Below are 25,484 nucleotides of genomic sequence, written 5' to 3'. Positions count from 1 at the left end.
AACCTAAATACATAAAAATGAAAAAAATGTTTTTTATAGCTGCATTTATAGCTGGAATAGCTTTGCAAGCGCAAGTTTCTACAACTCGTATCAATGACGTAAAACTTGGAATGAAATTGTCTGAATTAGAAAAATTGACTGGACAAAAATTCAAATTGAAATTAAATGAATATGGTTATCCAGAAGATGATTTGACAATTGTTTCGAAAGGTGTAACGTATAAAGTTGGTTTAACGTCGAACGGAGATGGAAATGGTTCTAATAATTTGACTGTTTATAGCGTAAAATCGACAGATTCGAGCCTTAAAACATTGTCTGGAATTAAAGTTGGTTCTTCATTAGATGAATTATTATCAAAATACAAAAACTTGAATATCTCTATTTATGATGGTTATGATGATAAAACGGATAAAAGAACAAAGGCTTTTCGTTATTTTAATGTAGAAGATCAAGATGCAGGTTCAATATTACAATTCAAATTGGTAAATGATAAAGTAGCTTCTTTTGACGTGATGTATAACGAAGGTTGTTAAAATGAATAAACAAAAAATTCCAACTCTTAGAGTTGGAATTTTTTGTTTAAAATTATTTCTTAATCACTTTTTTCGTGATGATTTTTCCATCTTTTAGGTGAATAGATAAAATATACATTCCAGCTGGATAATTTTTCAAATTAACTTCCGAACCTAATTCAATTCCAAGTAAACGACCATTAAAATCATATAAATTGACATAATCAAAATTCTTCGCATTAATTTTTACCTTATCTGTTGTTGGATTTGGAAAAACTTCTACAAGCGTTTGTTGATAATTGTAATCGTTCGCAGATAATTCAGCCCAAGTATTTTCGGCTTTATCTCCGCCCCAAATTAATGTTGCTAAATACGGATTATCAATAAAAGGATTTCGACTTCCTTGTGTTTCGGCAATAATTTCGTTTCGAACTTTCTCAAATTCAGATACTTTATCCTGCACATTCCATTTCAAAAACATATCTGGCATTCCATCATTATTGGTTGTTGTCGTATTGTTGTACGCAACCAATTGCGGATCGGTTTCCAACCCATAATGTACATACATATACATAATAATTCGCGCCACATCTCCCGTCCATTCATCACCAGGATAAAAACCTCCATTGATCAATTTAGCTTGTCCTGTCACATCCTGTGCCCATTTTTCACGATAAGCATTGTTACTTCTAGTCGAATTTAATTGTCTATCAACTGCACGTAAATTGTGCGCATCTGTACCTGTTCCTGGATTATTAGTCGTTAAAACAGGATTTGCTAATGATTTTGGAAAAACATGTTCGCGTTCCCATTTTCCATTTGCATTTCCACCAGTATTGTTTTTGTTGTTTACATCGCGCGTGCGTTGTTCAGCATAAACAGTAGAATTATCAGTAAAACCATAGATCAATAAAACGCGACCTTTCGAATCTAAATCTAAGTCGGATTTATCTAAAATATTCCAAACTCCAGGCGAATAACTAACTGCATGATGCGTAGCATTGATTAAATCGTGTAATTCTTCCTTTATCGTTTTTCCATTTTGTTTAAAATCAATCCCTTCATAATAGTCGGGTTGCTGCGCAAAAGCGGCAAAAGGAAATAAAAGAAGTAAAAATTTTTGCATAATTATTTATAAATATTTGACAAAAGTAAGTATTTATAAGTAGTTAAACCGGAATATTTAGATTAGAAATCGTTAAACTTTTACTGAAATTGTTTAATGTATTGTTTAGGCGTTAAGCCATATTTCTTCTTAAATGCTGATATAAAATGTGATGGATTTTCGTAACCAATTTCAAACGAAATATCTTTTACCATTTGTTGATTTTCTTCTAGTTTATGCAACGCAAATTCCAGTTTTTTATCCAACAAATAACCATAAACAGTTGTTCCATAAAGTTCTTTGAAACCTTCTTTCAGATGATATTCAGAAATGGAAAATTTTTCGCAAAGTTGTTTGATAGTTGGCGGATTTTTAAAATCAGCTAATAAATAATCTTTGATTTCTTTGATTCGTTTTCCTTCATTTTCATCATTCAAGAAAGGACAATGCTCAGTTTGACTTTCGATTTCAGAAAAATAAAGCGTGAACAATTCGTACATTTTTCCAATCAAAAATAAATTTTGAAATTGTGGAGAAAGTTTCATTTGTTCAATTTGATTCAAAACTAATTTTATCGCTGGACCAATTTCGCGTTCAATATAAAATTTTTCTTGCGTCATGCTCGAAATCAAATTATTCTGAATTTGATATTCTGCAAACAATTGATGTAATTTCTGAATAGACAAAACCACAATATAAACCTTACTTTCGGCATTTATATTTAGCGATAATGGAATGTCTAATGTCGGATAATAGAACAAAAAACTTTTTCCTTCGTTCAAATTGATTTTATAAATACCATTATTAAAATTAAATGTCAACGAACCTTTTGTACAAAAATAGAATTGTATATAACGCTTGTCAATTCCTTTCAGAATCGTGTCTGTAGAAGCTGTAAAGTTGTCTATTTGAGCGATAAATACGTCTGTTGACAATTTATACTCGTTAATTTTACTTTTATGGGTATTTTTTAAATCCATTTCGAATGATGAGGTTTGTCATATAAAAAACGTGATAATTGTCAACTTCGCTTTTTATAATGGTTTACATACAAATATAAACCTTTAATTTATAATTATTCTAAAAAAGCAAACTTTAATTTTTAGCGTTATTTTTTCTTTTTAAAGTTATTTTTCGAAGACTTTTGAAACTACTTTTGTATCAGTATTTGAAGAAATGGCAATTAGAGGTAATAAAACGGAAGAAAATTTTTACGTAATCGGAATCAGTTATGAAAAAGCTGACGCCATTACACGTGGTAAATTTACTTTTTTCCCGGAACAAGTTGAAATGTTTACACAAGATTCTAAAACGAATGGTTTAGAAAACTTTTTTATTGTATCAACTTGTAATCGTACTGAATTTTATGGTTTTGCAGAAAACGAAGATCAAATCGTAGAGCAATATTGTAAATATACAGAAGGTAATGCAGATGAATTCCGTCAATTTATGATGGTAAAAGAAGGAGAAGAAGCGATTACACATTTATTCCGTGTTTCGTCGGGATTAGAAAGTCAGATTTTAGGTGATTTTGATATCATCGGACAAATCAAAATTTGGTTTTCTCGTTTCAAAAAACAAGGCGCATCAAATGCTTTTTTAGAGCGTTTGGTAAATACTGCGATCCAAATTAGTAAAAAAGTGAAGAACGAAACTTTCTTAAGTAACGGTTCTGCTTCGGTTGCATATTCTGCGGTTAATTTTATTCAAGCAACGCAAGGAAACTTGGTCGACAAAAATATTTTGTTGTACGGAATTGGTAAAATTGGTCGTAATACATGCGCTAATTTGGTCAAACATTATCCAAATACAAACATTACGTTAATCAATCGTACAAAAGAAAAGGCAGAAGTTCTTGGTTTGAAATACGATATTACCGTAAAAGATCACAGCGAGTTAAAAGAAGAATTACAAAAAACAGATATTCTAATTGTTGCAACGGGAGCAAGTAATTACACGATTACAGAAGAAATGATTCCGTTCGATAAGGAAATGACGATTATTGATATGTCAGTTCCAGAAAATGTAATTCATACATTGGCTGCTCGCGAATCTATTCAATTGGTAAATGTGGACGGATTGTCTAAAATGGTAGATGATACGATTGCGCAACGTCGCAATGCAATTCCAGAAGCTTTGGCAATTATAGAGGAGCATTCTACAGAGTTTTACGAATGGTTAGAAACCAGAGAATTGGTTCCTGCTATTCAATCTTTCAAAGATAGATTAGACTTTTTTCAGAGTTTTGCTTTAAATAATTTGAAAAAAGATAATGTAAACATTGACGAAAATGAAACGATTTTAACTGAAAAAGTAATTCAGAAAATTACAAATCAGTTTGCTTCTTATTTGATTGAAAATAAAGAAAATGCAGACGAAACAATTCAGTTAATCGAAAAAATGTTTCATTTAAAACAAGCTTAATACAATCATGAAAACAATAAAAATTGGTACACGTCAAAGTCCGTTAGCGCTTTGGCAAGCCAATAAAGTTGCTTCTATTCTTGAGGCAAAAGGTCATCCAACAGAAATCGTTCCGATTACTTCTGAAGGTGATGCAAATCTAAAACAACCCATTTATTCATTAGGTTTAACAGGTGTTTTTACGCGTTCATTGGACATTGCTTTGTTGAATGATCAAGTGGATATTGCGGTTCATTCGTTGAAAGATGTACCAACTGTTTTACCAGAAACATTAGAGTTGATTGCATATCCAGAGCGTGCAAGTTCTGCGGATATTTTGGTGTACAAATCGGAAGATATTTTCGAGAAAGAACACCGAATTATTGCAACAGGATCTTTGCGTCGTAAAGCATTTTGGAATCATAAATATCCAAATGATACGATTGTAGATTTACGAGGAAATGTGCAATTACGTCTGAAAAAGTTGCAAGATAATGCAGATTGGGACGGAGCTGTATTTGCTTTTGCAGGTTTGGATCGTTCAGAAATTTTAGATGAATTGGCAGAAAAAGGTCTTCATTATAAAGTGATTGATTGGATGATTGCTGCGCCATCACAAGGGATTTTGGGAATTGTTGCCAAAGAAGGTTTTGATTTGAGTGATATTAATAATCCGCAATGTGAACTTTTTGCAACAGTAGAACGTCAATTCTTGAATGTTTTAGAAGGAGGTTGTACAGCGCCAATTGGTGCGTTAGTTGAAAAAATTGATGAAGAAAATTACTCGTTCAAAGGAGCAATTTTATCAATTGATGGACAAGAGATGATTTCAATCGAAAGACAATTCAAAGCAGATGAATATTTGACGAAAGGTCGCGAATTTGCTGAAGAATGTATTGCGCAAGGTGCTGCAAAAATGATTGAAGAAATTAAAAAAGAAATCGGAACGAAATAGTGCGAACGAAGATTTTATTCACGAAGTTAATTTCTCCTGAATTACTTGAAAAAGAATTTGGAACTGATGTTGAGGTGGTTTGTAAACCAACTTTACAAATCGAATTGACTTCGAAAAATGAAATTTCTGCACAGATTGATGAATCCGTTCATCAATTTATTGTGACGAGTCAAAATACAGTAAATGCCATTCAAGGATTGGAATTGAATGGTCATTTTTTTGTTGTTGGAAAAAAAACGGCAGAAAAACTAAAAGCGCAAAACAGAAAGGTTGTGTTGATTGAAGATTATGCAGAAGATTTAGCTCCGAAATTGATTTCAGGAAATTATTCTCCGAAATGGAATTTCTTGTGCGGTTCTTCGCGCCGAGATTTGTTGGTGAATGAATTGTCAAAAGCAAATCAAGAAGTCAATCAAATCATTACATATCAATCAGAACAGGTTGTTTATCAATTAAATGAAACTTTTGATGCGTATGCTTTTTTTAGTCCGTTATCATTCAAAGCATTTCATCAACAAAATGAAATTTCGGAAAGTTCGCGTATTTTTACAATCGGAAATACAACAACTTCTGCGATACAAGAAGTTTATCCAAATCATGAAATTATAACTGCGCAAACACCATTGGTGGAAGTGGTTATCGAAAATATAAAAAAATACATCAATGATAAAAAATGATTTGCTTTTAAAAGCATTGAGAGGTGAGGAGGTAGAGCGTCCGCCAGTGTGGATGATGCGTCAAGCAGGACGTTATTTACCAGAATTTATCGAATTGAGAGATAAATATGATTTCTTTACACGTTGTCAAACGCCAGAATTAGCGGCTGAAATTACAGTTCAACCAATTCGTCGTTTTCCGTTGGATGCAGCCATTATCTTTTCGGATATTTTGGTTGTACCACAAGCAATGGGAATGAATTTCGAGATGAAACCTGGTGTTGGTCCGTGGTTAGAGAATCCTATTCGTACAGCTCAAGATGTAGAAAAAGTTTATATTCCTGATGTTGAAGAAGAGTTAGGTTACGTTTATGCAGCGATGGATATCACAAAGAAAGAATTGGATAATAATATTCCGTTGATTGGTTTTGCAGGATCGCCTTGGACATTGTTGTGTTATGCAGTGGAAGGTCGTGGTTCTAAATCTTTTGATCAAGCGAAAGGTTTTTGTTTTCAAAATCCAGTTGCTGCGCATCAATTGTTAGAAAAAATCACTCAAACTACGATTCAATATTTGTTGAAAAAAGTGGAACATGGTGCAAATGTGATTCAGATTTTTGATTCTTGGGGTGGAATGTTATCGCCAAAAGATTATGACGAATTTTCTTGGAAATACATCGAGCAAATTGTAAATGAAGTTTCTAAAGTAGTTCCTGTAACAGTTTTTGCAAAAGGTTGTTGGTTTGCTTTAGAGAAAATGGCCGATTCTAAAGCTTCTGCTTTGGGTGTTGATTGGACAATTACGCCGCAATTAGCGCGTGAGTTTACAGGTTTCAAAAAGACGTTACAAGGTAATTTTGATCCTTCTCGTTTGTTATCGCCACCAGAAACTATTCAGCAAATGGTAAAAGAAATGATTGACGATTTTGGTCCTTATAAATACATTGCCAATCTAGGTCACGGAATTTTACCAAATATTCCAGTTGAAAATGCACAAGCTTTTATAGAAGCTGTTGTAAATTATAAGAGAGATTAAGAAACTCGATATAACAAGAAACCTTCCGTAATGGAAGGTTTTTTTATTGAATATATAATTTAAATTTTACGATATTATTTAGATCTTTTGTATAATAAGCGATCCAATAATAATTATTCTCTTTACTTAAAATTCTATATTGATATATTTCTCCTTTTCTACTAAATGATTTTTTCATTGAATTATTGCTTTCTAAAAACTCTAGATTAAAATCATTATTTTTTATCCAATATAATTTTAGTTTAGAAAAAGATTCATCAATAAAATATTCAATCCAATTATTATCTTCAATTTTTACAATTGTTTTATTTCCTTCGTAGTCAAAATAATATAATTCAGAAGCTGACTTTACTAAATTATAATCTTTATCATTGATTGTTGATTTAGGCAAATTTTCTAAAGTAATCCAGTTTTCATTATTTTTTTCAGAGAATTTCTTTATTATATCAGTGTATTCTTTACATTTTTTTTGAAATCTATAAAAAATAGCTTCTTCTTCAGCTTGAATTTCATCTTTTGAAAAATCTTTAAAATATTTAATTAAACTAACATCTTGATTAACTAAATTAATTCTATCTAAATCATTAAGATTTTTATTTTCGGAAAGGATATTACAAAGATTATGAATTAGTATATCTCTTTTTTCATCAATATTTTGTGAAAAAGAAATTGAACAAATTATAAATAGAATATAAGTTAGGTAATATTTCATTTTTGGTTTTTTATAATTAATAAAATAAGAATAATTAAAATATCTGAAATAAAATAGTGTTTATTTTGCAAAATTTTTTGAGAGTTTATCGCTGAAAATAATTCCAATAAATGAAAGTAGAATAATAATTGAACTCGAAATTAAATCAGAAGTTAGTCCATCTTGAAAAGAATCTTTTACACTAAAATACTTAATTGTTGTATTGATAAAAATAGGTAATTGAAAAATCAATAAAATAATCGAAACGATTATTATCGAAATCTGCGCATATTTTTGAATAGGAATTGTAAGATTTTCAATTCTTGTATCTTCAAAATATTTTTCGATTCTAAGAAATCTAATCATAATTTCTGTTTTATAAATGAAAGTATAATAAATCAAAAACAGTACAATGAATAGAATTATAAGCGTGATGTAAGGAAATAAAACGATATTTTGACTTTTTATTTCTTCAGGAAATATTACATCAAAGTTCATTAACAGATTGATTTGCTCGGGAAAAAATGTTATAAAAGTTTCTATAATAAAGAAAAAACCAATCAATTTGATTATGATTGCAAATAGATTTTTAATCGTCATTTTGTTTCGTGTTAATTATTATAAATGTAATAAAAATACATTCTAATCTCCATTTTAACAGAAAATTAAAAGAAATCAATTTTATATTCGATAGTTTTAGTATATTTTAGTAGAAATATTAATATCATAAGTAAACTACATAAAAGAATAAGATGAAAAAGGGTATATTTTTGATGTCAGTTTTGGGTGTTCTTTTCTTTGTTCAGTCATGCGAAACGAAGAAAGAAAATGCTGACTCAACAACTAAAGAAGTTGTAAAACAAGATACAGTGCAAGCTGCTGCAGAGCCTGTTGGAAATCCTACAGATGTTAAAGCTGACCCAGGAACTTTCCAAATTAAACCTTTGAAATATGGTTACGATGAATTGAACGAATACATTGATGCAAAAACAATGGAAGTTCATTTCTCTAAACATTATTTAGGATACATCAACAAATTGAATACAGCGCTGAAAGAAGCAAATATCAAATCGAATGATATTGTAGACATTTTGAAAAAAATGGATATGAATAATGCTGCTTTACGCAACAATGCTGGTGGATATTACAATCACATGTTATATTTCGATATTATGTCTCCAACGCCGCAGAAAGCGCCTACAGGAGATCTTAAAGCTAAGATTGATGCAACATTTGGTTCTACAGAAGAATTGATGAAACAATTGGACGAAGCAGGTTCTAAACGTTTTGGTTCTGGTTGGGCTTGGTTAGTTGTGAAAGAAGACGGAAGTTTGGCAGTTACAAGTACAGCAAATCAAGATAATCCATTGATGCCAGGAGCAGAGGTTGCAGGAACGCCAATTTTAGGAATTGATGTTTGGGAACATGCTTATTATTTAAAATACCAAAACAAACGCGATGATTATTTGAAAGCGTTTAACAATGTTTTGGATTGGAAACAAGTTGAAGATAATTACAAGAAAGCGAAATAGACTTTCGAGTAACGACATAAAAAAAGCTTCTCAAATTTTTGAGAAGCTTTTTTGTTTTATATGAATAATTTTAATTCTTAATCAACGATTGTGTTTCTGTTGTTCCATCTTCATTAAAAACGCGAACAATGTATTTTCCTTTTTTCAAACTTTGTACATTAAAGTTTGCTTTTTGGCTTCCGTCTAATTTTTTATTCATTACTTCATTTCCAATAATCGAATATATCGACACCGAACTTGCTTTCGATGGATTATCAAATTTTATTGTAAACGTAGAACTCGCAGGATTTGGATAAATACTAACAGAGCCTTTGTCCTGATCAAATCTCGACTGAGCTGATGCAGATGTTATGGTGAATAAAAATATAGTTATAAATAGTATAAAGTGTTTCATATGCTTGTAATCCTAACAAATATAAAAATAAATAATTATAAAACAAACATTTCAAATTATATACCAAACAAAAAAGTGATGCTAAATTTTAGCATCACTTTAAGATATATAATAAAAATTATAAACTTATTATAAGCTGTAACGGATAAATCCAGTTACTTTCAAGTCAGCGTTAACAGCTTTAACGACATCTTGAACAGAAGTTTTTCCGTCTTTGATTGACGCTTGGTGAACTAATGTATTCTCTTTGAAGAATTTTTGTAATTTACCTTGAGCGATGTTTTCAATCATGTTTTCTGGTTTACCTTCTGCAACTAAAGTTTCTCTAGCGATAGATAATTCAGTATCAATTACAGATTGAGCAACAGAAGTTTCATCTAATGCTACTGGGTTCATAGCAGCAACTTGCATAGCAACGTCACGAGCTACTTCAGAAGCACCTTCTACGTTAGCAGATAAAGAAACTACAGCACCAATTTTGTTACCAGCGTGGATGTAAGAATTAACGATAGCACCTTCGATAGCTTGGAAAGTACCAATTTCGATTTTTTCTCCAATAACACCTGTTTGCTCAGTTAATTTTTCACCAACTGTAATTCCTGCGAATGGTAAAGCTAATAATTCTTCTTTAGAGTTAACTGTTAAAGCTAAATCAGCGATTTCATTAGCCATAGCAACGAAAGCTTCATTTTTAGCAACGAAGTCAGTCTCACAGTTCAAAGCGATAACGATACCTTTAGTTTGGTCAGCGTTAACTTTAGCGATAACTGCACCTTCTGTAGAATCACGGTCAGCTCTTTTAGCAGCTACTTTTTGTCCTTGTTTACGTAAAACTTCTACAGCTTTATCGAAATCTCCACCAGCTTCTTCTAAAGCTTTTTTAGAGTCCATCATTCCCGCACCAGTTGCGTTTCTTAATTTACTTACCTCAGCGGCTGTTGCTTTGTAGCTCATAGTAATATTTTTATTTTGTTTCTTAATATTTTAAATAAAAGTAGCTCGTACACCACAAAGTGGTGTAGGAGCTACAAGGTATATTATATCGATGAATTGATCATCAAGTTAATGTTAAGCTTCTTTTGTTTCAGCTCCTTCTTCTTTACCTTCTTTTGCTTTTTCTTTTTCTGCTTTACGTGTAGATAAACCAGCTTTGATAGAATCAGCTACTGTAGATAAGATGATATCGATAGATTTAGAAGCATCATCATTTGCAGGGATTGGGAAATCTACTTGACGTGGGTCAGTATTTGTATCAACCATTGCAAAGATTGGAATACCCAATTTTTGAGCTTCAGCTACAGCGATGTGCTCACGTACGATATCTACAATAAATACTGCAGATGGTAAACGTGTCATATCAGCGATAGAACCTAAGTTTTTCTCTAAAGATGCTCTTTGACGATCAACTTGTAATCTTTCTTTTTTAGATAGTGTTTCAAACGTACCGTCTTTTTTCATACGATCGATTGAATTCATTTTTTTAACTGCTTTACGGATAGTAACAAAGTTAGTTAACATCCCACCAGGCCAACGTTCTGTAATATAAGGCATGTTGATTTCTTCAGCATGCTTAGCTACAACATCTTTCGCTTGTTTTTTAGTTGCAACAAAAAGAACTTTACGTCCAGATGCAGCAATTTTTCCTAAAGCTTCAGATGCTTCATCTAATTTCACTGCAGTTTTGTGAAGGTCGATGATGTGGATTCCGTTTTTCTCCATAAAAATATAAGGAGCCATAGCCGGATTCCATTTTCTTGTTAAGTGACCAAAGTGCACACCAGCACCTAATAAGTCCTTTACATTTACTTTTGCCATTTTCTTTTTTTTAGTTTACGTTCCGTTATCTCAACAAGCAACAAACAAGTGGTCGAAAAATTCTAGCCTTATTTGTTTAGATGCTAAACCAACGGAAAATGGATTTTTTAATGAATTGAATAAATTAACGTTTAGAGAATTGGAATTTCTTACGCGCTTTCTTTTGACCGAATTTTTTACGTTCAACCATACGTGGGTCACGTGTTAATAACCCTTCTGGTTTTAATTGTAAACGAAAATCTGCGTCAACTTCACATAAAGCTCTAGAAATTGCTAAACGAATTGCTTCAGCCTGACCAGTGATTCCACCACCAAATACTTTGATATCTACATTGTATTTCTCTTTTGTACCAGTGATTAAAAATGGTTGTTCTACTTTGTATTGTAATACTGCCGTAGGGAAGTAGATTGCTAACTCGCGCCCGTTAATGAAGATTTCTCCATTACCTTCTTGTAAGTATACACGAGCAACAGATGTTTTTCTACGTCCGATTTTATGAACTATTGCCATGGAATTAGATTATAAATATTCGTTAATATCGATTTGTTTTGGTTGTTGAGCTTCGTGATTGTGCTCAGTACCAACAAATACATGTAAATTAGTCAATAATTTACTACCCAATTTATTTTTAGGTAACATTCCTTTTACTGACTTTTCGATTAAGCGTACAGGATCTTTTGCAAAAACTTCTTTCGCAGTTAAAGATCTTTGTCCACCTGGGTAACCTGTGTGACGGATGTATAATTTGTCATCCCATTTGTTACCTGTTAATTGAATTTTGTCAGCGTTTAAAACAATTACATAATCTCCACAATCTGCATGAGGAGTGAAGTTTGTTTTGTGCTTACCTCTGATAAGCTTCGCAACACCTGACGCTAAACGACCTAATGATAAGTCAGAAGCGTCCACAACTACCCATTCTTTCTGAGCAGTTTCTTTGTTGGCTGATGAAGTTTTGTAACTTAACGTGTCCACTATCTTGATTTTTAATATTTTATAAATTACCGACAATCCGATCGGGGTGCAAATGTACAAAATGATTCTGTTTTCCCAAAAGATTTTAGGAATTATTCATCATTTTGATGGATTTGTACCATTTAGACGGTTGTCAAAACCGTTTGCAAAATTACGTTAATTAATTGAATATCCAATATTTTTTTCGAATTAGACGTTCTATTTAACCGATTGATTGTTTTAAAATGATTAACAGATTACATAAAAAAGTATTCATTTTATCGTTTAATCAATTAAGTATGATGCTAAACAAAATTTAAAAACCGCGCAATTCAAAATTTAAATTGCACGGTTTTTATTGTAAGATATCTTATTTTAACCTCTTGAGAAAGGTAAAATAGTTTGAGTTGTAGAACCTAAACCTTCAATTCCATATTCGATAACATCTCCTGGTTTTAACCAAACTTGAGGTGTTTTCCCCATTCCTGATCCTGCTGGAGAACCTGTAGAAATAATATCTCCTGGTAAGAAAGACATAAATTGAGATAGGTAAGAAATTAATTTAGGAATACGGTAAATAAAATCACTTGTATTACCATCTTGCATTAATTCTCCGTTTAATTTTAACCAAACACGTAAATTATTTACATCCTCGATTTCGTCTTTTGTTGCAATAAAAGGTCCAACAGGTGCAAATGTATCACATCCTTTTCCTTTGTCCCAAGTACCACCACGTTCTGTTTGGAAAGCACGTTCAGAAATATCATTAATCAATGCATAACCATATACGTGATTCATTGCGTCTTCTTCCGTTACATTATTTGCTTTTTCACCAATAATAATACAAAGTTCTGTTTCCCAGTCCATTTTTGTAGAACCATTTGGTTGCATAATTCCGTCTTCTGGTCCGTTAAACGATTGATTCGCTTTGATAAACATAATCGGTTCTGCTTGTTGTTGTAAACCTGTTTCTTTTACGTGATCATCGAAGTTAAGACCTACACAAACAATTTTTCCTGGACGAGTTAAAGGTGTACCAATACGTACATCATCTTCAACTAATGGCAAGCTATTAATGTTAAGCTCGATATATTTTTGTAAAGTTTCTTGTTTTTCTGTATTTCCAAAAAAATCATCATCATAAATAATTCCAGATGCTGAAACATCGAATTTTTTCTCATCGATGATTACACCTGATTTCTCCTGACCTTTTGGTCCGAATCTAAAAATTTTCATCTTCTTTATATTTTTTCCGCCACAAATATACGACGTATTGTTTTTTGATTAAATAAATAAAAAAAGACATCTGTCATTAACAAATGTCTCATAAAGATAAAAATAATTATATTTATCTAAAATTATTTAGCAATTCCTCTCGAAATTACAATTTTTTGAATTTCTGATGTTCCTTCGTAAATCTGAGTAATTTTTGCATCACGCATCATACGCTCTACATGATACTCACGAACATAACCATTTCCTCCATGAATTTGAACGGCTTCCGAAGCAACTTCGTTCGCTGTTTTAGAAGCAAATAGTTTTGCCATTGCACCAGAAATAGAAATATCTTTTCCTTCGTCTTTCTCAACCGCAGCTTTGAAACATAACATACGAGCAGCTGTAATATTAGTTGCCATATCTGCTAATTTGAATGCAACAGCTTGATGATTGATGATTTCTGTTTTGAATGCTTTACGAATTTTTGCATAATCTAACGCTAATTCATAAGCACCTTGAGCAATACCTAATGCTTGAGAAGCAATACCGATACGTCCTCCGTTTAAGACATTCATTGCGAAAGCAAATCCAAATCCATCTTCACCGATACGGTTTTCTTTTGGAACTTTTACATCATTAAAGAATAATGAATGTGTGTCAGAACCACGGATTCCCATTTTTTGCTCTTTTGGTCCAATTTCGAAACCTGCCCATCCTTTTTCTACGATGAAAGCATTGATTCCTTTGTGACCTTTTTCTGGATCAGTTTGAGCGATTACTAAATAAGTAGAAGCTGTTCCACCATTCGTAATCCAGTTTTTTGTTCCATTTAATAAATAGTGATCTCCCATATCTACCGCAGTAGTTTTTTGAGAAGTTGCATCAGAACCAGCGTCTGGCTCAGATAAACAAAATGCTCCGATCACTTGACCAGAAGCTAATGGTACTAAATATTTTTGTTTTTGATCTTCGTTACAATATTTTTCCATACCAGCACAAACCAAAGAGTTGTTAACTGACATGACAACAGCAGCAGAAGCATCAACTTTAGCGATTTCTTCCATTGCAATGACATAAGAAACGCTATCTAAACCAGATCCTCCGTATTTTGGGTCAACCATCATACCTAAGAATCCAAGTTCTCCCATTTTTTTTACTGCATCAGTTGGGAAAGTAGATGTTTCATCGCGTTCGATAACTCCTGGTAATAATTCGGCTTTAGCGAAATCACGAGCAGCTTCTTGAATCATTAATTGTTCTTCCGATAATTGAAAATTCATGTGATTATTTATTTATGGTTTTTATTATTTTGTGATTATGACTTTTAATTTTTATTCAAATTTTAGAGAAAAAACAAATGCTCTGGTTGATAATGAATTCAAGCTTCCTGTCCAATAAGGGTCTGTAGAAGGTTTATCAGGAACAATTTCATTATTAAAGAAGAACATACCTTTTAGAGCTGGTGTAAGTTTAAATCGTTTGAAATAAATTTCAACTCCAATTTCAGCTTGCCAGTTAAAGTTATTCGTTGTTGTTCTAAAAACTCCAGTTGCGTTATCGTCTTCCTTATTTTCGTTAGATTGTAAATTCATTAGATAACCCAAACCTCCTTGAATGTATGGACGTGTATTGAACCAACGATCTCCGTGAAAGTTAAGTAACAATGGAATTTCGATATAAGTAGATTTTACTTCGCGTTTTACATTAGAATCTTCTAAATCTCCTTCATAAGTACCAGTTGATGTACCAGCTAAAGGGGCATTACGAAAATGTAAAATACGTTGAGCAAAATGCAATCCTGGTTCTGATTTTAAATCAATATAATCATTTACTCGCATTTTTGCGATTAATCCAACAGAGAAACCAGCTTTACTTTCTTGATCTAAATAAACTAAACCGTGTTCATTTACTCCATCATCTTCTGGAGTTTGAGGAGTTCCTGGTAACGGATTTGTTTGAGCTTTAGGAACAATCTTGTAACTCATCATATTAGTTCCCAAGAAATATCCAAAACTAAATTTTTTCTGATCAGTTTCAGTTCTGTTTTCGCTTCTGTCATTATTAGGGCGAAACTGCGCATTTGCAATGCTAGCAACAGTTAACGATAATGCGATGATTAGATTTTTTCTCATAGACTTTCAACGAATAACAAGCAATTTTATTTTATACTCTTATAAATGCTTGCAATACCAAAAGTAAGTTTTTTATCAATAGGTTGTGTAAATTTTACACTTTTCAGGATGTTTTTCATTTCTTCTCCATGTGGAAAAGCACGAACTGAATCTGGTAAATAGGTATAAGCACTTTGATCTTTCGAAACCATTTTACCAATTGCAGGTAAAATATTTTTAGAATAAAACGTGTACAATTGTTTCATTGGGAAAGCTGTAGGATAAGAAAACTCTAAAATAACAAAAGTTCCGCCTGGTCTTAAAACACGATTAATTTCTGCTAAACCTTTCTCTAAGTTTTCAAAATTACGAACACCAAAAGAAACGGTTACACAGTCAAAAGTGTTATCAGGAAAAGGTAAATTTTCCGAATCACCTTGTACCATTTCGATACGATTTTCTAATCCAGCTTCTTTTACTTTTTTGCGACCAACTTCCAACATTCCGTTAGATAAGTCTAATCCAGTAATTTTTGCATCGATATTTTTACCCATCATAATCGCTAAATCTCCTGTTCCAGTCGCGATATCTAAAATCGTTTTTGGTTGAGAAGCTTTTACCATTTTGATGACATCTTTTCGCCATTGAATATCTATTCCCATTGATAAAACACGGTTTAATAAATCGTATTTTGGCGAAATATTATCGAACATTTGCTCGACTTGTTTCTTTTTATTTAGATCTGATGCTTCGTAAGGAGTTACTGCATCGTGTTGATGATTTGCCATTTTGTAAAGTTATAAAATCTAAATCTTATTCGTAATTCTCGAAATAAAATTGTTTAAAATCTTCTTTGTTAAATATTTTCGATAAATCAGTTGCTTTCTCGCTTCCGCCACTTTTTATAAACATCTTAGGATAATCCTGATCGATGTTGTAGTAAAAGTTTTCGATGTATAATTGAGAAGATTTTTCGATAATTCCGTGATAAACCTTGTTATCTATTGCAATATTGTTTGATAAAAAGATAGAATCTTTGTTTTTTCTAACACCATAAGGTCGTGTAAATGTATAATATTCTTGATGCGTTGGATTTATAAAACCATTTGCTCTTGTAATATCTACAACTGTATCTACATTTTTGTTATTAAAACTATAAACGATATGCGCTTTTCCTTTTTTCAGGTCTACTCTTGCATTTTGTTGCGGTGCAATTGTAAAATCTTTATCGTTAATTTTGATTGTCAAGGTTTTGTTTGATGGATTGTCAATCACATACCCATCTTTTTTGCTCAAAAAAGTGTTATAAACAACAACGATCAAAGCAGCTAATCCACAGACGATTAAAAGACCAATTAATGAAGGATTTTTTTTCATGCTGCTAAATTAATTATACTTTATTAATTTCGGCATGAGTTATTACATATTTTTCATGACTATTTTAATGAAATGTGTAACTTTGTCGCTATTATTTTTTTATTAAAATTGAACAATATTAATATGATAAACTCTGTAATTACAGGTTCTGGACACTATTTACCAAATAGAATTGTTACGAACGAAGATTTTGTTAACCACGAATTTTATGACGAAAGTGGAAATCGTTTGGATAAAACTGGTGAAGAAATTACGCGTAAATTTGAGGAAATTACAGAAATCAGAGAAAGAAGATATGTAGAAGATGATTTATTAAATTCTGATATCGCAACTTTTGCAGCTAAAAAAGCAATTGAAGAATCTGGCGTTAATCCAGAAGAATTAGATTATATAATCGTTGGACACAACTTTGGAGATATTGATCCTGTTGGTCATCAAATTGATATTATGCCGTCAATTTCGGCAAAAGTAAAACACAATTTAGGAATCAAAAACCTAAAATGTAAACCTTATGATATGACATTTGGTTGTCCAGGTTGGATAGAATCATTGATTTTAGGACATCAATTTATTCAAGCAAATATTGCAAAGAAAGTTTTGGTAATCGGTTCTGATACGTTATCTCGTGCTGTAGATCCACATGATCGTTCTGCGATGATTTTTGCAGATGGAGCAGGAGCAGTTGTTTTAGAAGCAAAAGAAGCTGACTATAAATATGGAATCATCAATCATGAAACTTTAAGTTATACAGGTGATGAATTGGCTTACTTGACAAATGGACGTTCTGCAAATCCAGACTATAAAGGTTCAATCAAAACAATTAATATGAAAGGTCGTAAAGTTTACGAATTCGTATTAAAAAATGTTCCGCCGGCAATCAAAGAATTGTTAGACGAAACAAATTTATCAATTACTGATATTGATAAAATTTTATTGCACCAAGCAAATGCAAAAATGGATCATGCGATGATAGAGCGTTTATACAAATTATATGGTGTAGCTGTTCCAGAAAAAATTGATCCAATGACGGTTCAATTCTTAGGAAATACATCTGTAGCAACGGTTCCTACAATGTTTGATTTAATCAAAAAAGGAGAATTAGCTCCTCATCAATTTCACGCAAATGATACAATTATTTTAGCTTCTGTTGGAGCTACAATGAATGTTAATGCGGTGATTTATCAATTCGAAAAATAAAAACAAAAACTCATATACTATTGTGAATACATTCGGAAGACTATTTAAAATTTCAACTTTTGGCGAAAGTCATGGTGTAGCGATTGGAGGTGTAATTGATGGCGTTCCTAGTGGAATCGAATTAGATTTTGATTGGATACAAGCGCAATTAGATCGTCGTAAGCCAGGGCAATCTGCAATTGTGACACAACGAAAAGAACCAGATACAGTACAATTTCTTTCAGGTATTTTTGAAGGAAAAACAACAGGTGCTTCTATCGGGTTTATTATTCCGAATGATAATCAAAAATCTCACGATTACGATCATATCAAAGGCGTTTTTCGTCCTTCTCATGCCGATTTTACATACGAAACCAAATATGGTGTTCGCGATCATAGAGGTGGAGGAAGAACTTCTGCGCGCGAAACGGCTAATTGGGTTGTTGGTGGCGCTGTTGCAAAACATGTGATTCCAAATATCAATATTACAGCTTATGTAAGCGGAGTAGGTGAGTTGAAGTTGGATAATGATTATTCTACATTAGATTTTTCTAAAATTGAAGATACGGCAGTACGTTGTCCAGATCTAGAAATGGCAGAAAAAATGATTGATCGTATCAAAGAAATTCGCAAAGAAGGTGATACAATTGGTGGTGAAGTTACCTGCGTTATTCAAAATGTGCCAGTTGGTTTAGGTGAACCAATTTTTGATAAATTGCATGCTCGTTTAGGGCAAGCAATGATGTCGATAAACGCGGTGAAAGGTTTTGAGTACGGCGAAGGTTTTGCTTCAACATCAATGAAAGGTTCAGAAATGAATGATCAATTCAACCAAGATGGAACAACAAAAACCAATTATTCTGGAGGAATACAAGGTGGAGTTTCGAATGGAATGGATATTTATTTCAAAGTTGCTTTCAAGCCAGTTGCGACATTAATGCAAGAACAAACGACGTTGAATGCTGATGGCGAAATGGTAGAAATGCATGGAAAAGGTCGTCACGATCCTTGTGTTGTTCCAAGAGCCGTACCTATTGTAGAAAGTTTAGCTGCGATGGTTTTGGCTGATATGTTGCTGATACAACGAACAAGAAATATATAAATAACAAAAACTCCAACTTTTAAAGTTGGAGTTTTTTGTTTTGCTTAACGCTTTTAGCCAAAATCCTTCATTTCTTTTCTGTATGTTTCTCCAATTGGTACAATTTTCTGATTGAGATAAACAGAATTACCATCTATTGAAGTTAAAAAATCAAGATTGATGATATACGAACGATGAATTCTCTTGAAATGATTTGGTAATTTTTCTTCGAAAGATTTCATAGTTTCTAAGACTAATAATTTTTCAGTTTTAGTATGAATTCGAATATAATCTTTCAAGCCTTCAATATAAATTAAGTCCGAAAAATTAATTTTCACTTGCTTTCCATCTGCTTTTACAAACAAATAAGTCGATTGATTTTTAGTTGATGTCGTTTGAAAAAAATCAACATACTTTTTTACTGACGAATCAAAACGATCTTTCGTAATAGGTTTCAATAAATAATCAACCACATGAAAATTAAAACTTTCTAAAGCATAATCTTGATAAGCAGTTGTAACAATAAATTTCTGAGAATGATCAAGGATTTTCATCAATTGAATTCCTGTTAATTCGGGCATTTGAATATCTGTGAAAATAAGATCAACTTTATTATTTTTGAGAAAATCAATTGCTTCAAAAACTTCAGTTGTAGCAAGTGAAACAATTAAATTTTCATTTTCAGAAGCGTGTTTTTTTAATAATTCAACAGCCAAAGGTTCATCGTCTAAAATAATACACTTAATTTTCGTCATTTAATGGAATTTTTAGGTAAATATGAAAGGTTTCATAATCGTTTTTAATCTCGAAACTATAATTATTTCCGAAATAATAATTCAATCTTTTTTTCAAATTTGTTAATCCAATTCCTGAAGTTTCATCTTTTTGATGTTGATTAATTTTATTTGAAACGGAAATCTCAAGGTATTCAGAATTGGTTTTTAAATTGATTTTAATTGGATGATTAATGTCTTTTACAACACCATGTTTTATTGCATTTTCGATTAAAGGCGAAATAATATATGGATGAATTAATTTTTTAGAATTCTCGATCAAAAATTCTTTTTCGACATAAAATTTCTCTCCATAACGAATCTGCTCCAAATCTAAGTATTGATTGATGTAATCAATTTCTCGTTCAATTTCTATTTTATCTTTATTGGTTTCGTAGGTTGTAAAACGCATAATTGCACTCAAATTTTCGATAGCTTTTAACGAATGAGGAGAATTTACACTCACCAAACTATAAATATTATTAAGGGTATTAAATAAAAAATGAGGATTAATTTGAGATTTCAGAAAATTGATTTCAGCTTCTTTTTTCTCTTTCTCGATAATGTTATTTTGTTTTAGTGTATGGATTGAGTGGAATGTCATCCATAAAAAAAGTGACGAAAAAACGATAAAAGAACCATAATGTAAATTGTCGTAAATGTAAAAACTAATCGTTGTTCCTTCAAAATAATTGACTTTGTGAAACAAAAAATCTGTAATAATTTGCTCAATAAAATAACGAACAATAATGAATGTTGTAAAGGAACATATTATAGAGAATAATATCGATTTCCAATTGATATTTTTTAGAAAATAGGGGGCAATAAAAAAATAGATAATAAAAATTGTAATTAACTGAACAATATACATTGTTGATGCAAATAAGTTAATTGCTTCAAAAAATGAATTTCCGTTAGTTAGATTTACTAATCCAATTGTTATGTAGTCAAACAGAATGTAAATAAGCCAGAACCCTAAAAGTATAAGTATACTTTTTTGTTTCGAGAAACTTAAATTTTTTTTATCACGCTCCATTGTTTTTGTTTTTTGTAAAATTAGATTCTTTTCTACATAAAAGTGAAGTGATTCGTCGATAAATCAAATGGGTTAGTCGATAAATAGAAGTCAATTTTTTCAGAATCACAGAAATTTGAATCATAATTAAAAATTAACTCAAATGAAAAACTTATTTATTGCAATTGCTACATTTATTGGTACTATGAATTTATCTGCTCAAACAAAATATCAATTTCAAACAAAATTTGATGATGCTATTCCAGTTCTTAATATGGGAACTTTTCACATGGGATATACGCCAGATGCAAGTACGACTGAATTTGATGAGAATAATCAAGATAATGTTCGTCAAATACATGAAATAGCGAAGCAGATTGCGGCTTTTAAACCTACAATTATTTTAGTTGAACAAAATCCTTCTCGCAATAAAATGTTGAATAAACTTTTTCAAGATTATTTACTTAATCCTAAAATGAAGTTTGAAAATCCAAACGAAGTTGAGTTATTGGCTTATGAAGTTGGGAGATTAAGCGGATCGAAGAAAATTTATGGAATTAATTATCAAGAAGATTATCTTTATATGCTTGGTGATTTGTTGAAAGAGCAAGATGATTCGATTACATTCAAAAAATACATCGAAATGTTCCGAAATAATGAATCAAAAAATGGAGTAACAAAAAAAGATGTAAAATTAAAAGAGTTATTGCAATACTATAATCAACCAGAATTTTTAGATTTTTCGGTTGCAGTTAATGCAGATTTATTAACAACTGTTTCTGTAAATGGTTATCCATTGGGAGCGGAGCAAGCGGCAAAGTTTTATGAAAGAAATTTGTGGATGTTTGCGAATATGAACAATGTGCCAATTACAAAAGACGATCGTATTTTTGTATTAATGGGAGCTACACATACGGCTTTCTTCAAAGATTTCTTACGACGTTCGCCAAAGTTTAAAGAAGTAAATACGTTAGATTATCTAAAATAAAAACATAAAAAAAACCTCGCAAACTGCGAGGTTTTTTTATATATGTTGAATAATAATTATTCTTCTGTAGATGGAGTTTCTTCTGTAGCAACTTCTTCAGATACTTCCTCTTTTTTCGCTTTCTTGTCGTTAGCGTAAATTGGGTTATCATAGTTGAAGAAAGAACCTTCTTCTTTAGTAGCATTAGCTGCTTTTTGAGCATCTAATTTAGCTAATTCTGCTCTAGTTTTAGCAGCTTCTTCAGCAGCTTTGATAGATGCAGCATCTGGTACAATTTCAAATCCGAAATCTACTTCAACATCTCTGTGGAAACGAACTTTAGCTTCGTATTTTCCTAAACGTTTAATAGTATTTCCAGGGATTCTAATGTTTTTCTTCTCGATTTCAACACCAGCTTTTACTAAAGCTTCTGCTAAATCTGCATTGTTGATAGATCCAAATAATTTGTCTCCAGAACCAACTTTAGCGTCGATTTTAACAACTAAACCATCTAATTTAGCCGCTTTTTCTTTCGCTGCAGAGATTAATGTAGCTTCTTCTGCTTTACGAGCGTCTAAAACTTCATTTAATTCTTGTACATTTTTTGGAGTTGCAACTGATGCTAATCCACGAGGGATTAAGAAGTTACGTGCGTATCCAGGTTTTACTGAAACAACTTCAAATTCAAAACCTAAACCTTCTACATCTTGTCTTAAAATTACGTTCATGATATTTTAATATTTAGGTTATTATTTTAATTGATCACCAATAAATGGCATTAATGCTAAGTGACGAGCTCTTTTGATCGCTTTAGAAACTTTTCTTTGGTATTTTAAAGATGTTCCTGTGTAACGACGAGGTAAAATTTTACCTTGCTCATTCACGAATTGAATTAAGAAATCAGCGTCTTTATAGTCAACGTATTTGATTCCAAATTTTTTGAAACGACAATATTTTGAGTTTGATTGTGTTTCGATATCTAAAGGAGATAAATAACGGATTTCTGATTCGCTACCTCCAGCTGCTTTTTTTGCTAAATCGTCAATTGCCATAGCTTTGCTTATTTGTTAGAGTTAGACTTTAATTTTGTTCTACGTTTTTCTGCCCAGTCCATACCGTGTTTGTCTAATTTCACAGTTAAGAAACGGATTACACGCTCATCACGTTTGTAAGCAACTTCTAATTGAGAAACTAACTCGTTATTGTCTGATTTAAATTCTACTAAGTGGTAGAATCCATTTCTTTTGTTTTGAATTGGGTAAGCTAATTTTTTTAAGCCCCAGTTCTCTTTTGCTACGATTTCACCACCGTTAGCAGTAACAAAGTCATTGAATTTATTAACTGCTTCCTCTACCTGAGAATCAGATAGAACGGGAGTCAAAATGAAAACAGTTTCGTAATGTGTCATTTTTAACTTCTTTTAAGTTATTATTTATACTAAAATTCGAGGTGCAAATATAAGAATAATTATTTGAATATCGCAAATGAATAATTATTGAATTTTTATAGATAGCTTATTTGTTGAATATTATCGTTTTATCATATTGACGTTAAAAAAATATTGACTTTTTTAAAAAAAAATTTGCAGTTTAAAAAAAGTAGCTTACATTTGTCAACATAAAAGGCTAATGGCTTTTTCATAGGTTTAGGTTGGTTAAGGTTAAAACCCTCGTTTCTGCGAGGGTTTTCCTTTTTTTTCTAAAAACATCTTCTTAAATTTGGTCATAATAATTAATGTAAAATTTTATGACAACAAAATACAATCCTATTCCAAGCGAGTTATTCGTAAAGAACAGAGCGAAATTTGTAAAAGCAATGAAACCTCGTTCTCTTGCTATTTTCAATTCTAACGATATTTATCCAATTTCTTCAGATTCTACGTTACCGTTTGCACAACATCGTGATATTTTTTATTTATCTGGAGTTGATCAAGAAGAATCTATCTTATTAATTTTTCCTGACGCTTACGATCCTAAATATAAGGAAGTATTATTTGTTCGTGAAACAAACGATCATATTGCAGTTTGGGAAGGAGAAAAATTATCAAAAGCTCAAGCAACAGAAGTTTCTGGAATCAAAACTGTACTTTGGTTACAAGATTTACCAAATGTTTTGCGCAAATTGATGGTAGAAGCAGATAATGTTTATGTAAATAAAAATGAGCATTATCGCGTAACAGAAGCACCTCAAGTAGAAACGCGCGAAGATCGTTTTGTAAAACAATTGAAAGTAGATTATCCTGGACATACTTATTTACGTTCAAATCCTATTTTGCAACGTTTACGTTCTGTAAAAGAACCAGAAGAAATTCAATTGATTCAACAAGCGTGTGATATCACAGAAAAAGGTTTTCGTCGTATTTTAAATTTCGTAAAACCTGGAGTTTGGGAATTCGAAATCGAAGCTGAGTTTGTTCACGAATTTCTTCGTAATCGTTCAAAAGGTTTTGCATACACGCCAATTATTGCGTCTGGAAATAATGCAAATGTGTTGCATTATATTCAAAATAATCAAGAATGTAAAGACGGTGATTTGATTTTGTTTGATGTTGCAGCTGAATATGCAAATTATTCATCAGATATGTCACGTACAATTCCAGTTAATGGAAAATATACAAAACGCCAACGCGAAGTTTATGATGCAGTTTTACGTTGTAAAAAAGAAGCGGAAACGATGTTAGTTCCTGGGAATAATTGGTACAAATACCACGAAGAATTAGGAAAAGTTTATACTTCTGAATTGTTAGGTTTAGGTTTGTTGGATAAAGCAGATGTACAAAACGAAGATCCAGCTTGGCCAGCTTACAAAAAATACATGATGCATGGAACGTCTCATCATATGGGATTAGATACACATGATTATGGTTTATTGACTGATGATTTTGTGGCTGGAATGGTTTTCACAAACGAGCCAGGATTCTATATTCCAGCAGAAGGTTTTGGAATTCGTTTGGAAGATGATTATGTAATTCAGAAAGAAGGAAAACCTTTCAACTTGATGCAAAATATTCCGTTAGAAGCAGAAGAAATCGAAGATTTAATGAATAAGTAATTTATTAAATTTTAAATCATAAAAAATCCACTTCAAACGAAGTGGATTTTTTATGATTAATTGTTTGGATAAAACTTCTTAAAATCTACATAATACACACTATCCCAATTTATTTTAGAAAAATCATCCGAAGTATTATTGAATTTTGCATTAGCAACTAAACGTTCTCGAGTAGAAAGTGGACGAAAATTGTATCTATAATTTTTATTGATTAGATATTTTCTAAGTTGATTAAGCGACTTACTTTTTATTGAATCTTTATTAATTGCCAGAATTAAAGCAAAAGGATAAAATCCCTCATTAGAATTTTTAGTTTCTAACTTTTGAATAAAATGTTCAATAGTATCAGATTTAATATTAATCAGATCTTTCTTTTTAACTTTATATAATTCGGTAATTTTCTTGTCTTCAAAATCATTTATTGCACCAGTTCCACACATTTTATCGTAAGGAAATTCATTAAAATAGTAATAGGTTAAAGTGTCATTATAAAATATAAATTGATGTTCTGCAAAAGAAGGTGATACTATGCGGATTAAAGAGTCTGTATTATTTCTGTTCTTTAATTTTTTATTGTACTTATTATATGAAAACGATGAATCTGGATTTATACCCATCGCTAATATTATTTGATTGATAGAATCTTGGTGTAATTTTTCAT

29 protein-coding genes and 1 pseudogene are annotated in these 25,484 nt (G+C 31.6%); 10 read left to right on the top strand and 20 right to left on the bottom strand.

What is annotated here, in order from left to right; translation table 11 throughout:
- Window positions 1-17: 17 nt before the first annotated feature.
- Entirely contained in the window at window positions 18-533 is a 516-nt protein-coding gene (locus FH779_RS12740; protein ID WP_180904974.1) for a hypothetical protein, read from the top strand.
- A 52-nt stretch (window positions 534-585) separates the two neighbouring features.
- On the opposite strand, the gene FH779_RS12735 is transcribed toward FH779_RS12740, so the two are convergent.
- Window positions 586-1,638: an endonuclease gene (locus FH779_RS12735; RefSeq protein ID WP_180904973.1), complete on the bottom strand. Its 1,053-nt coding sequence runs from the start codon at window positions 1,636-1,638 to the stop codon at window positions 586-588.
- A gap of 80 nt (window positions 1,639-1,718) precedes the next feature.
- The gene (locus FH779_RS12730; RefSeq protein ID WP_180904972.1) at window positions 1,719-2,597 is read right to left on the bottom strand and encodes a helix-turn-helix domain-containing protein; all 879 of its coding nucleotides are present in this window, start codon (window positions 2,595-2,597) and stop codon (window positions 1,719-1,721) included.
- A 196-nt stretch (window positions 2,598-2,793) separates the two neighbouring features.
- Between FH779_RS12730 and hemA the strand changes: the two genes are divergently transcribed.
- From hemA to hemE, 4 genes are read left to right on the top strand one after another with little or no spacing between them, the layout of a single operon-like run.
- Window positions 2,794-4,041, top strand: a complete 1,248-nt coding sequence (gene hemA / locus FH779_RS12725) for a glutamyl-tRNA reductase (RefSeq protein WP_180904971.1) — start codon at window positions 2,794-2,796, stop codon at window positions 4,039-4,041.
- A gap of 7 nt (window positions 4,042-4,048) precedes the next feature.
- On the top strand, window positions 4,049-4,975 hold the full coding sequence (gene hemC, locus FH779_RS12720; RefSeq protein ID WP_180904970.1) for a hydroxymethylbilane synthase: 927 nt from the start codon (window positions 4,049-4,051) through the stop codon (window positions 4,973-4,975).
- Window positions 4,975-5,652, top strand: coding sequence for a uroporphyrinogen-III synthase (locus FH779_RS12715; protein ID WP_180904969.1), 678 nt, complete (start codon window positions 4,975-4,977; stop codon window positions 5,650-5,652). Before hemC ends, FH779_RS12715 begins: the two co-directional genes overlap by 1 nt.
- Window positions 5,639-6,667 (top strand): uroporphyrinogen decarboxylase, encoded by a 1,029-nt coding sequence (hemE, locus tag FH779_RS12710; protein ID WP_038332112.1) that lies wholly within the window; start codon window positions 5,639-5,641, stop codon window positions 6,665-6,667. The genes FH779_RS12715 and hemE overlap by 14 nt, the downstream gene beginning before the upstream one ends.
- Before the next feature lie 43 nt (window positions 6,668-6,710).
- Here hemE and FH779_RS12705 read toward each other — a convergent pair whose 3' ends face one another.
- The gene (locus FH779_RS12705) at window positions 6,711-7,379 is read right to left on the bottom strand and encodes a hypothetical protein (RefSeq protein ID WP_115001420.1); all 669 of its coding nucleotides are present in this window, start codon (window positions 7,377-7,379) and stop codon (window positions 6,711-6,713) included.
- Window positions 7,380-7,439: 60 nt separating this feature from the next.
- Window positions 7,440-7,724 (bottom strand): hypothetical protein, encoded by a 285-nt coding sequence (locus FH779_RS12700; RefSeq protein ID WP_147280018.1) that lies wholly within the window; start codon window positions 7,722-7,724, stop codon window positions 7,440-7,442.
- Between the two features lie 386 nt (window positions 7,725-8,110).
- Between FH779_RS12700 and FH779_RS12695 the strand changes: the two genes are divergently transcribed.
- Window positions 8,111-8,890 carry a superoxide dismutase gene (locus tag FH779_RS12695; RefSeq protein ID WP_244957958.1) on the top strand — a complete coding sequence of 260 codons (780 nt, stop codon included), beginning with the start codon at window positions 8,111-8,113 and terminating at the stop codon, window positions 8,888-8,890.
- Between the two features lie 70 nt (window positions 8,891-8,960).
- Here FH779_RS12695 and FH779_RS12690 read toward each other — a convergent pair whose 3' ends face one another.
- From FH779_RS12690 to FH779_RS12645, 10 genes are all read right to left on the bottom strand, one after another.
- Window positions 8,961-9,284: a T9SS type A sorting domain-containing protein gene (locus tag FH779_RS12690; RefSeq protein ID WP_115001418.1), complete on the bottom strand. Its 324-nt coding sequence runs from the start codon at window positions 9,282-9,284 to the stop codon at window positions 8,961-8,963.
- A 129-nt stretch (window positions 9,285-9,413) separates the two neighbouring features.
- On the bottom strand, window positions 9,414-10,238 hold the full coding sequence (tsf, locus tag FH779_RS12685; RefSeq protein WP_038334478.1) for a translation elongation factor Ts: 825 nt from the start codon (window positions 10,236-10,238) through the stop codon (window positions 9,414-9,416).
- 114 nt (window positions 10,239-10,352) lie between these two features.
- On the bottom strand, window positions 10,353-11,099 hold the full coding sequence (gene rpsB, locus FH779_RS12680) for a 30S ribosomal protein S2 (protein ID WP_038334479.1): 747 nt from the start codon (window positions 11,097-11,099) through the stop codon (window positions 10,353-10,355).
- A 124-nt stretch (window positions 11,100-11,223) separates the two neighbouring features.
- Entirely contained in the window at window positions 11,224-11,610 is a 387-nt protein-coding gene (rpsI, locus tag FH779_RS12675) for a 30S ribosomal protein S9 (protein WP_038334481.1), read from the bottom strand.
- 9 nt (window positions 11,611-11,619) lie between these two features.
- Entirely contained in the window at window positions 11,620-12,075 is a 456-nt protein-coding gene (gene rplM / locus FH779_RS12670; RefSeq protein ID WP_038334665.1) for a 50S ribosomal protein L13, read from the bottom strand.
- 354 nt (window positions 12,076-12,429) lie between these two features.
- Complete coding sequence (locus FH779_RS12665) at window positions 12,430-13,290, bottom strand: fumarylacetoacetate hydrolase family protein (RefSeq protein WP_180904968.1); 861 nt, start codon at window positions 13,288-13,290, stop codon at window positions 12,430-12,432.
- A 122-nt stretch (window positions 13,291-13,412) separates the two neighbouring features.
- Window positions 13,413-14,552: an acyl-CoA dehydrogenase family protein gene (locus FH779_RS12660; protein WP_115001412.1), complete on the bottom strand. Its 1,140-nt coding sequence runs from the start codon at window positions 14,550-14,552 to the stop codon at window positions 13,413-13,415.
- Between the two features lie 51 nt (window positions 14,553-14,603).
- Entirely contained in the window at window positions 14,604-15,404 is an 801-nt protein-coding gene (porT, locus tag FH779_RS12655; protein ID WP_180904967.1) for a type IX secretion/gliding motility protein PorT/SprT, read from the bottom strand.
- 26 nt (window positions 15,405-15,430) lie between these two features.
- Complete coding sequence (gene ubiE / locus FH779_RS12650) at window positions 15,431-16,171, bottom strand: bifunctional demethylmenaquinone methyltransferase/2-methoxy-6-polyprenyl-1,4-benzoquinol methylase UbiE (RefSeq protein WP_180904966.1); 741 nt, start codon at window positions 16,169-16,171, stop codon at window positions 15,431-15,433.
- Between the two features lie 25 nt (window positions 16,172-16,196).
- Window positions 16,197-16,760, bottom strand: coding sequence for a hypothetical protein (locus FH779_RS12645; RefSeq protein WP_180904965.1), 564 nt, complete (start codon window positions 16,758-16,760; stop codon window positions 16,197-16,199).
- A 123-nt stretch (window positions 16,761-16,883) separates the two neighbouring features.
- Between FH779_RS12645 and FH779_RS12640 the strand changes: the two genes are divergently transcribed.
- The gene (locus tag FH779_RS12640; protein ID WP_180904964.1) at window positions 16,884-17,957 is read left to right on the top strand and encodes a 3-oxoacyl-ACP synthase III family protein; all 1,074 of its coding nucleotides are present in this window, start codon (window positions 16,884-16,886) and stop codon (window positions 17,955-17,957) included.
- A 22-nt stretch (window positions 17,958-17,979) separates the two neighbouring features.
- Window positions 17,980-19,038, top strand: coding sequence for a chorismate synthase (aroC, locus tag FH779_RS12635; protein WP_180904963.1), 1,059 nt, complete (start codon window positions 17,980-17,982; stop codon window positions 19,036-19,038).
- Window positions 19,039-19,091: 53 nt separating this feature from the next.
- Here aroC and FH779_RS12630 read toward each other — a convergent pair whose 3' ends face one another.
- Both FH779_RS12630 and FH779_RS12625 read right to left on the bottom strand, forming a co-directional pair.
- Window positions 19,092-19,772, bottom strand: a complete 681-nt coding sequence (locus FH779_RS12630; RefSeq protein ID WP_180904962.1) for a LytR/AlgR family response regulator transcription factor — start codon at window positions 19,770-19,772, stop codon at window positions 19,092-19,094.
- The gene (locus FH779_RS12625) at window positions 19,759-20,826 is read right to left on the bottom strand and encodes a sensor histidine kinase (protein WP_180904961.1); all 1,068 of its coding nucleotides are present in this window, start codon (window positions 20,824-20,826) and stop codon (window positions 19,759-19,761) included. Before FH779_RS12625 ends, FH779_RS12630 begins: the two co-directional genes overlap by 14 nt.
- Window positions 20,827-20,968: 142 nt before the next feature.
- Between FH779_RS12625 and FH779_RS12620 the strand changes: the two genes are divergently transcribed.
- On the top strand, window positions 20,969-21,793 hold the full coding sequence (locus FH779_RS12620; RefSeq protein ID WP_180904960.1) for a DUF5694 domain-containing protein: 825 nt from the start codon (window positions 20,969-20,971) through the stop codon (window positions 21,791-21,793).
- A gap of 209 nt (window positions 21,794-22,002) precedes the next feature.
- On the opposite strand, the pseudogene rplI reads toward FH779_RS12620, so the two are convergent.
- The 3 genes and pseudogenes from rplI to rpsF all read right to left on the bottom strand — a co-directional run.
- Window positions 22,003-22,500: pseudogene (rplI, locus tag FH779_RS12615) on the bottom strand (50S ribosomal protein L9); the annotation flags it as partial.
- A gap of 21 nt (window positions 22,501-22,521) precedes the next feature.
- Window positions 22,522-22,824: a 30S ribosomal protein S18 gene (gene rpsR, locus FH779_RS12610; RefSeq protein WP_019976570.1), complete on the bottom strand. Its 303-nt coding sequence runs from the start codon at window positions 22,822-22,824 to the stop codon at window positions 22,522-22,524.
- Window positions 22,825-22,832: 8 nt separating this feature from the next.
- The gene (gene rpsF, locus FH779_RS12605; protein WP_038334492.1) at window positions 22,833-23,180 is read right to left on the bottom strand and encodes a 30S ribosomal protein S6; all 348 of its coding nucleotides are present in this window, start codon (window positions 23,178-23,180) and stop codon (window positions 22,833-22,835) included.
- 338 nt (window positions 23,181-23,518) lie between these two features.
- On the opposite strand from rpsF, the gene FH779_RS12600 reads away from it, so the two are divergent.
- Window positions 23,519-24,823: an aminopeptidase P family protein gene (locus FH779_RS12600; protein ID WP_180904959.1), complete on the top strand. Its 1,305-nt coding sequence runs from the start codon at window positions 23,519-23,521 to the stop codon at window positions 24,821-24,823.
- 56 nt (window positions 24,824-24,879) lie between these two features.
- Here FH779_RS12600 and FH779_RS12595 read toward each other — a convergent pair whose 3' ends face one another.
- The gene (locus tag FH779_RS12595) at window positions 24,880-25,440 is read right to left on the bottom strand and encodes a hypothetical protein (protein ID WP_180904958.1); all 561 of its coding nucleotides are present in this window, start codon (window positions 25,438-25,440) and stop codon (window positions 24,880-24,882) included.
- Between the last annotated feature and the right edge of the window lie 44 nt (window positions 25,441-25,484).

This window comes from Empedobacter falsenii (assembly GCF_013488205.1).
In the GTDB taxonomy this organism is placed as follows: Bacteria; Bacteroidota; Bacteroidia; order Flavobacteriales; family Weeksellaceae; genus Empedobacter; species Empedobacter falsenii_C.
This window is presented reverse-complemented; position numbering and strand designations above follow the sequence as displayed.

What these genes read in the sequence shown, in the direction of transcription:
- hemA (WP_180904971.1), top strand. Translation starts at nt 2,794, where the DNA reads ATGGCAATTAGAGGTAATAAAACGGAAGAAAATTTTTACGTAATCGGA.
- FH779_RS12640 (WP_180904964.1), top strand. Translation starts at nt 16,884, where the DNA reads ATGATAAACTCTGTAATTACAGGTTCTGGACACTATTTACCAAATAGA.
- tsf (WP_038334478.1), bottom strand. Translation starts at nt 10,238, where the DNA reads ATGAGCTACAAAGCAACAGCCGCTGAGGTAAGTAAATTAAGAAACGCA.
- FH779_RS12630 (WP_180904962.1), bottom strand. Translation starts at nt 19,772, where the DNA reads ATGACGAAAATTAAGTGTATTATTTTAGACGATGAACCTTTGGCTGTT.
- FH779_RS12645 (WP_180904965.1), bottom strand. Translation starts at nt 16,760, where the DNA reads ATGAAAAAAAATCCTTCATTAATTGGTCTTTTAATCGTCTGTGGATTA.
- FH779_RS12735 (WP_180904973.1), bottom strand. Translation starts at nt 1,638, where the DNA reads ATGCAAAAATTTTTACTTCTTTTATTTCCTTTTGCCGCTTTTGCGCAG.
- rpsF (WP_038334492.1), bottom strand. Translation starts at nt 23,180, where the DNA reads ATGACACATTACGAAACTGTTTTCATTTTGACTCCCGTTCTATCTGAT.
- porT (WP_180904967.1), bottom strand. Translation starts at nt 15,404, where the DNA reads ATGAGAAAAAATCTAATCATCGCATTATCGTTAACTGTTGCTAGCATT.
- rpsR (WP_019976570.1), bottom strand. Translation starts at nt 22,824, where the DNA reads ATGGCAATTGACGATTTAGCAAAAAAAGCAGCTGGAGGTAGCGAATCA.
- FH779_RS12690 (WP_115001418.1), bottom strand. Translation starts at nt 9,284, where the DNA reads ATGAAACACTTTATACTATTTATAACTATATTTTTATTCACCATAACA.
- FH779_RS12625 (WP_180904961.1), bottom strand. Translation starts at nt 20,826, where the DNA reads ATGGAGCGTGATAAAAAAAATTTAAGTTTCTCGAAACAAAAAAGTATA.
- FH779_RS12705 (WP_115001420.1), bottom strand. Translation starts at nt 7,379, where the DNA reads ATGAAATATTACCTAACTTATATTCTATTTATAATTTGTTCAATTTCT.
- FH779_RS12700 (WP_147280018.1), bottom strand. Translation starts at nt 7,724, where the DNA reads ATGATTAGATTTCTTAGAATCGAAAAATATTTTGAAGATACAAGAATT.
- FH779_RS12620 (WP_180904960.1), top strand. Translation starts at nt 20,969, where the DNA reads ATGAAAAACTTATTTATTGCAATTGCTACATTTATTGGTACTATGAAT.
- FH779_RS12665 (WP_180904968.1), bottom strand. Translation starts at nt 13,290, where the DNA reads ATGAAAATTTTTAGATTCGGACCAAAAGGTCAGGAGAAATCAGGTGTA.
- FH779_RS12730 (WP_180904972.1), bottom strand. Translation starts at nt 2,597, where the DNA reads ATGGATTTAAAAAATACCCATAAAAGTAAAATTAACGAGTATAAATTG.
- FH779_RS12660 (WP_115001412.1), bottom strand. Translation starts at nt 14,552, where the DNA reads ATGAATTTTCAATTATCGGAAGAACAATTAATGATTCAAGAAGCTGCT.
- FH779_RS12695 (WP_244957958.1), top strand. Translation starts at nt 8,111, where the DNA reads ATGAAAAAGGGTATATTTTTGATGTCAGTTTTGGGTGTTCTTTTCTTT.
- ubiE (WP_180904966.1), bottom strand. Translation starts at nt 16,171, where the DNA reads ATGGCAAATCATCAACACGATGCAGTAACTCCTTACGAAGCATCAGAT.
- FH779_RS12740 (WP_180904974.1), top strand. Translation starts at nt 18, where the DNA reads ATGAAAAAAATGTTTTTTATAGCTGCATTTATAGCTGGAATAGCTTTG.
- rpsI (WP_038334481.1), bottom strand. Translation starts at nt 11,610, where the DNA reads ATGGCAATAGTTCATAAAATCGGACGTAGAAAAACATCTGTTGCTCGT.
- hemC (WP_180904970.1), top strand. Translation starts at nt 4,049, where the DNA reads ATGAAAACAATAAAAATTGGTACACGTCAAAGTCCGTTAGCGCTTTGG.
- FH779_RS12600 (WP_180904959.1), top strand. Translation starts at nt 23,519, where the DNA reads ATGACAACAAAATACAATCCTATTCCAAGCGAGTTATTCGTAAAGAAC.
- hemE (WP_038332112.1), top strand. Translation starts at nt 5,639, where the DNA reads ATGATAAAAAATGATTTGCTTTTAAAAGCATTGAGAGGTGAGGAGGTA.
- FH779_RS12595 (WP_180904958.1), bottom strand. Translation starts at nt 25,440, where the DNA reads ATGGGTATAAATCCAGATTCATCGTTTTCATATAATAAGTACAATAAA.
- rpsB (WP_038334479.1), bottom strand. Translation starts at nt 11,099, where the DNA reads ATGGCAAAAGTAAATGTAAAGGACTTATTAGGTGCTGGTGTGCACTTT.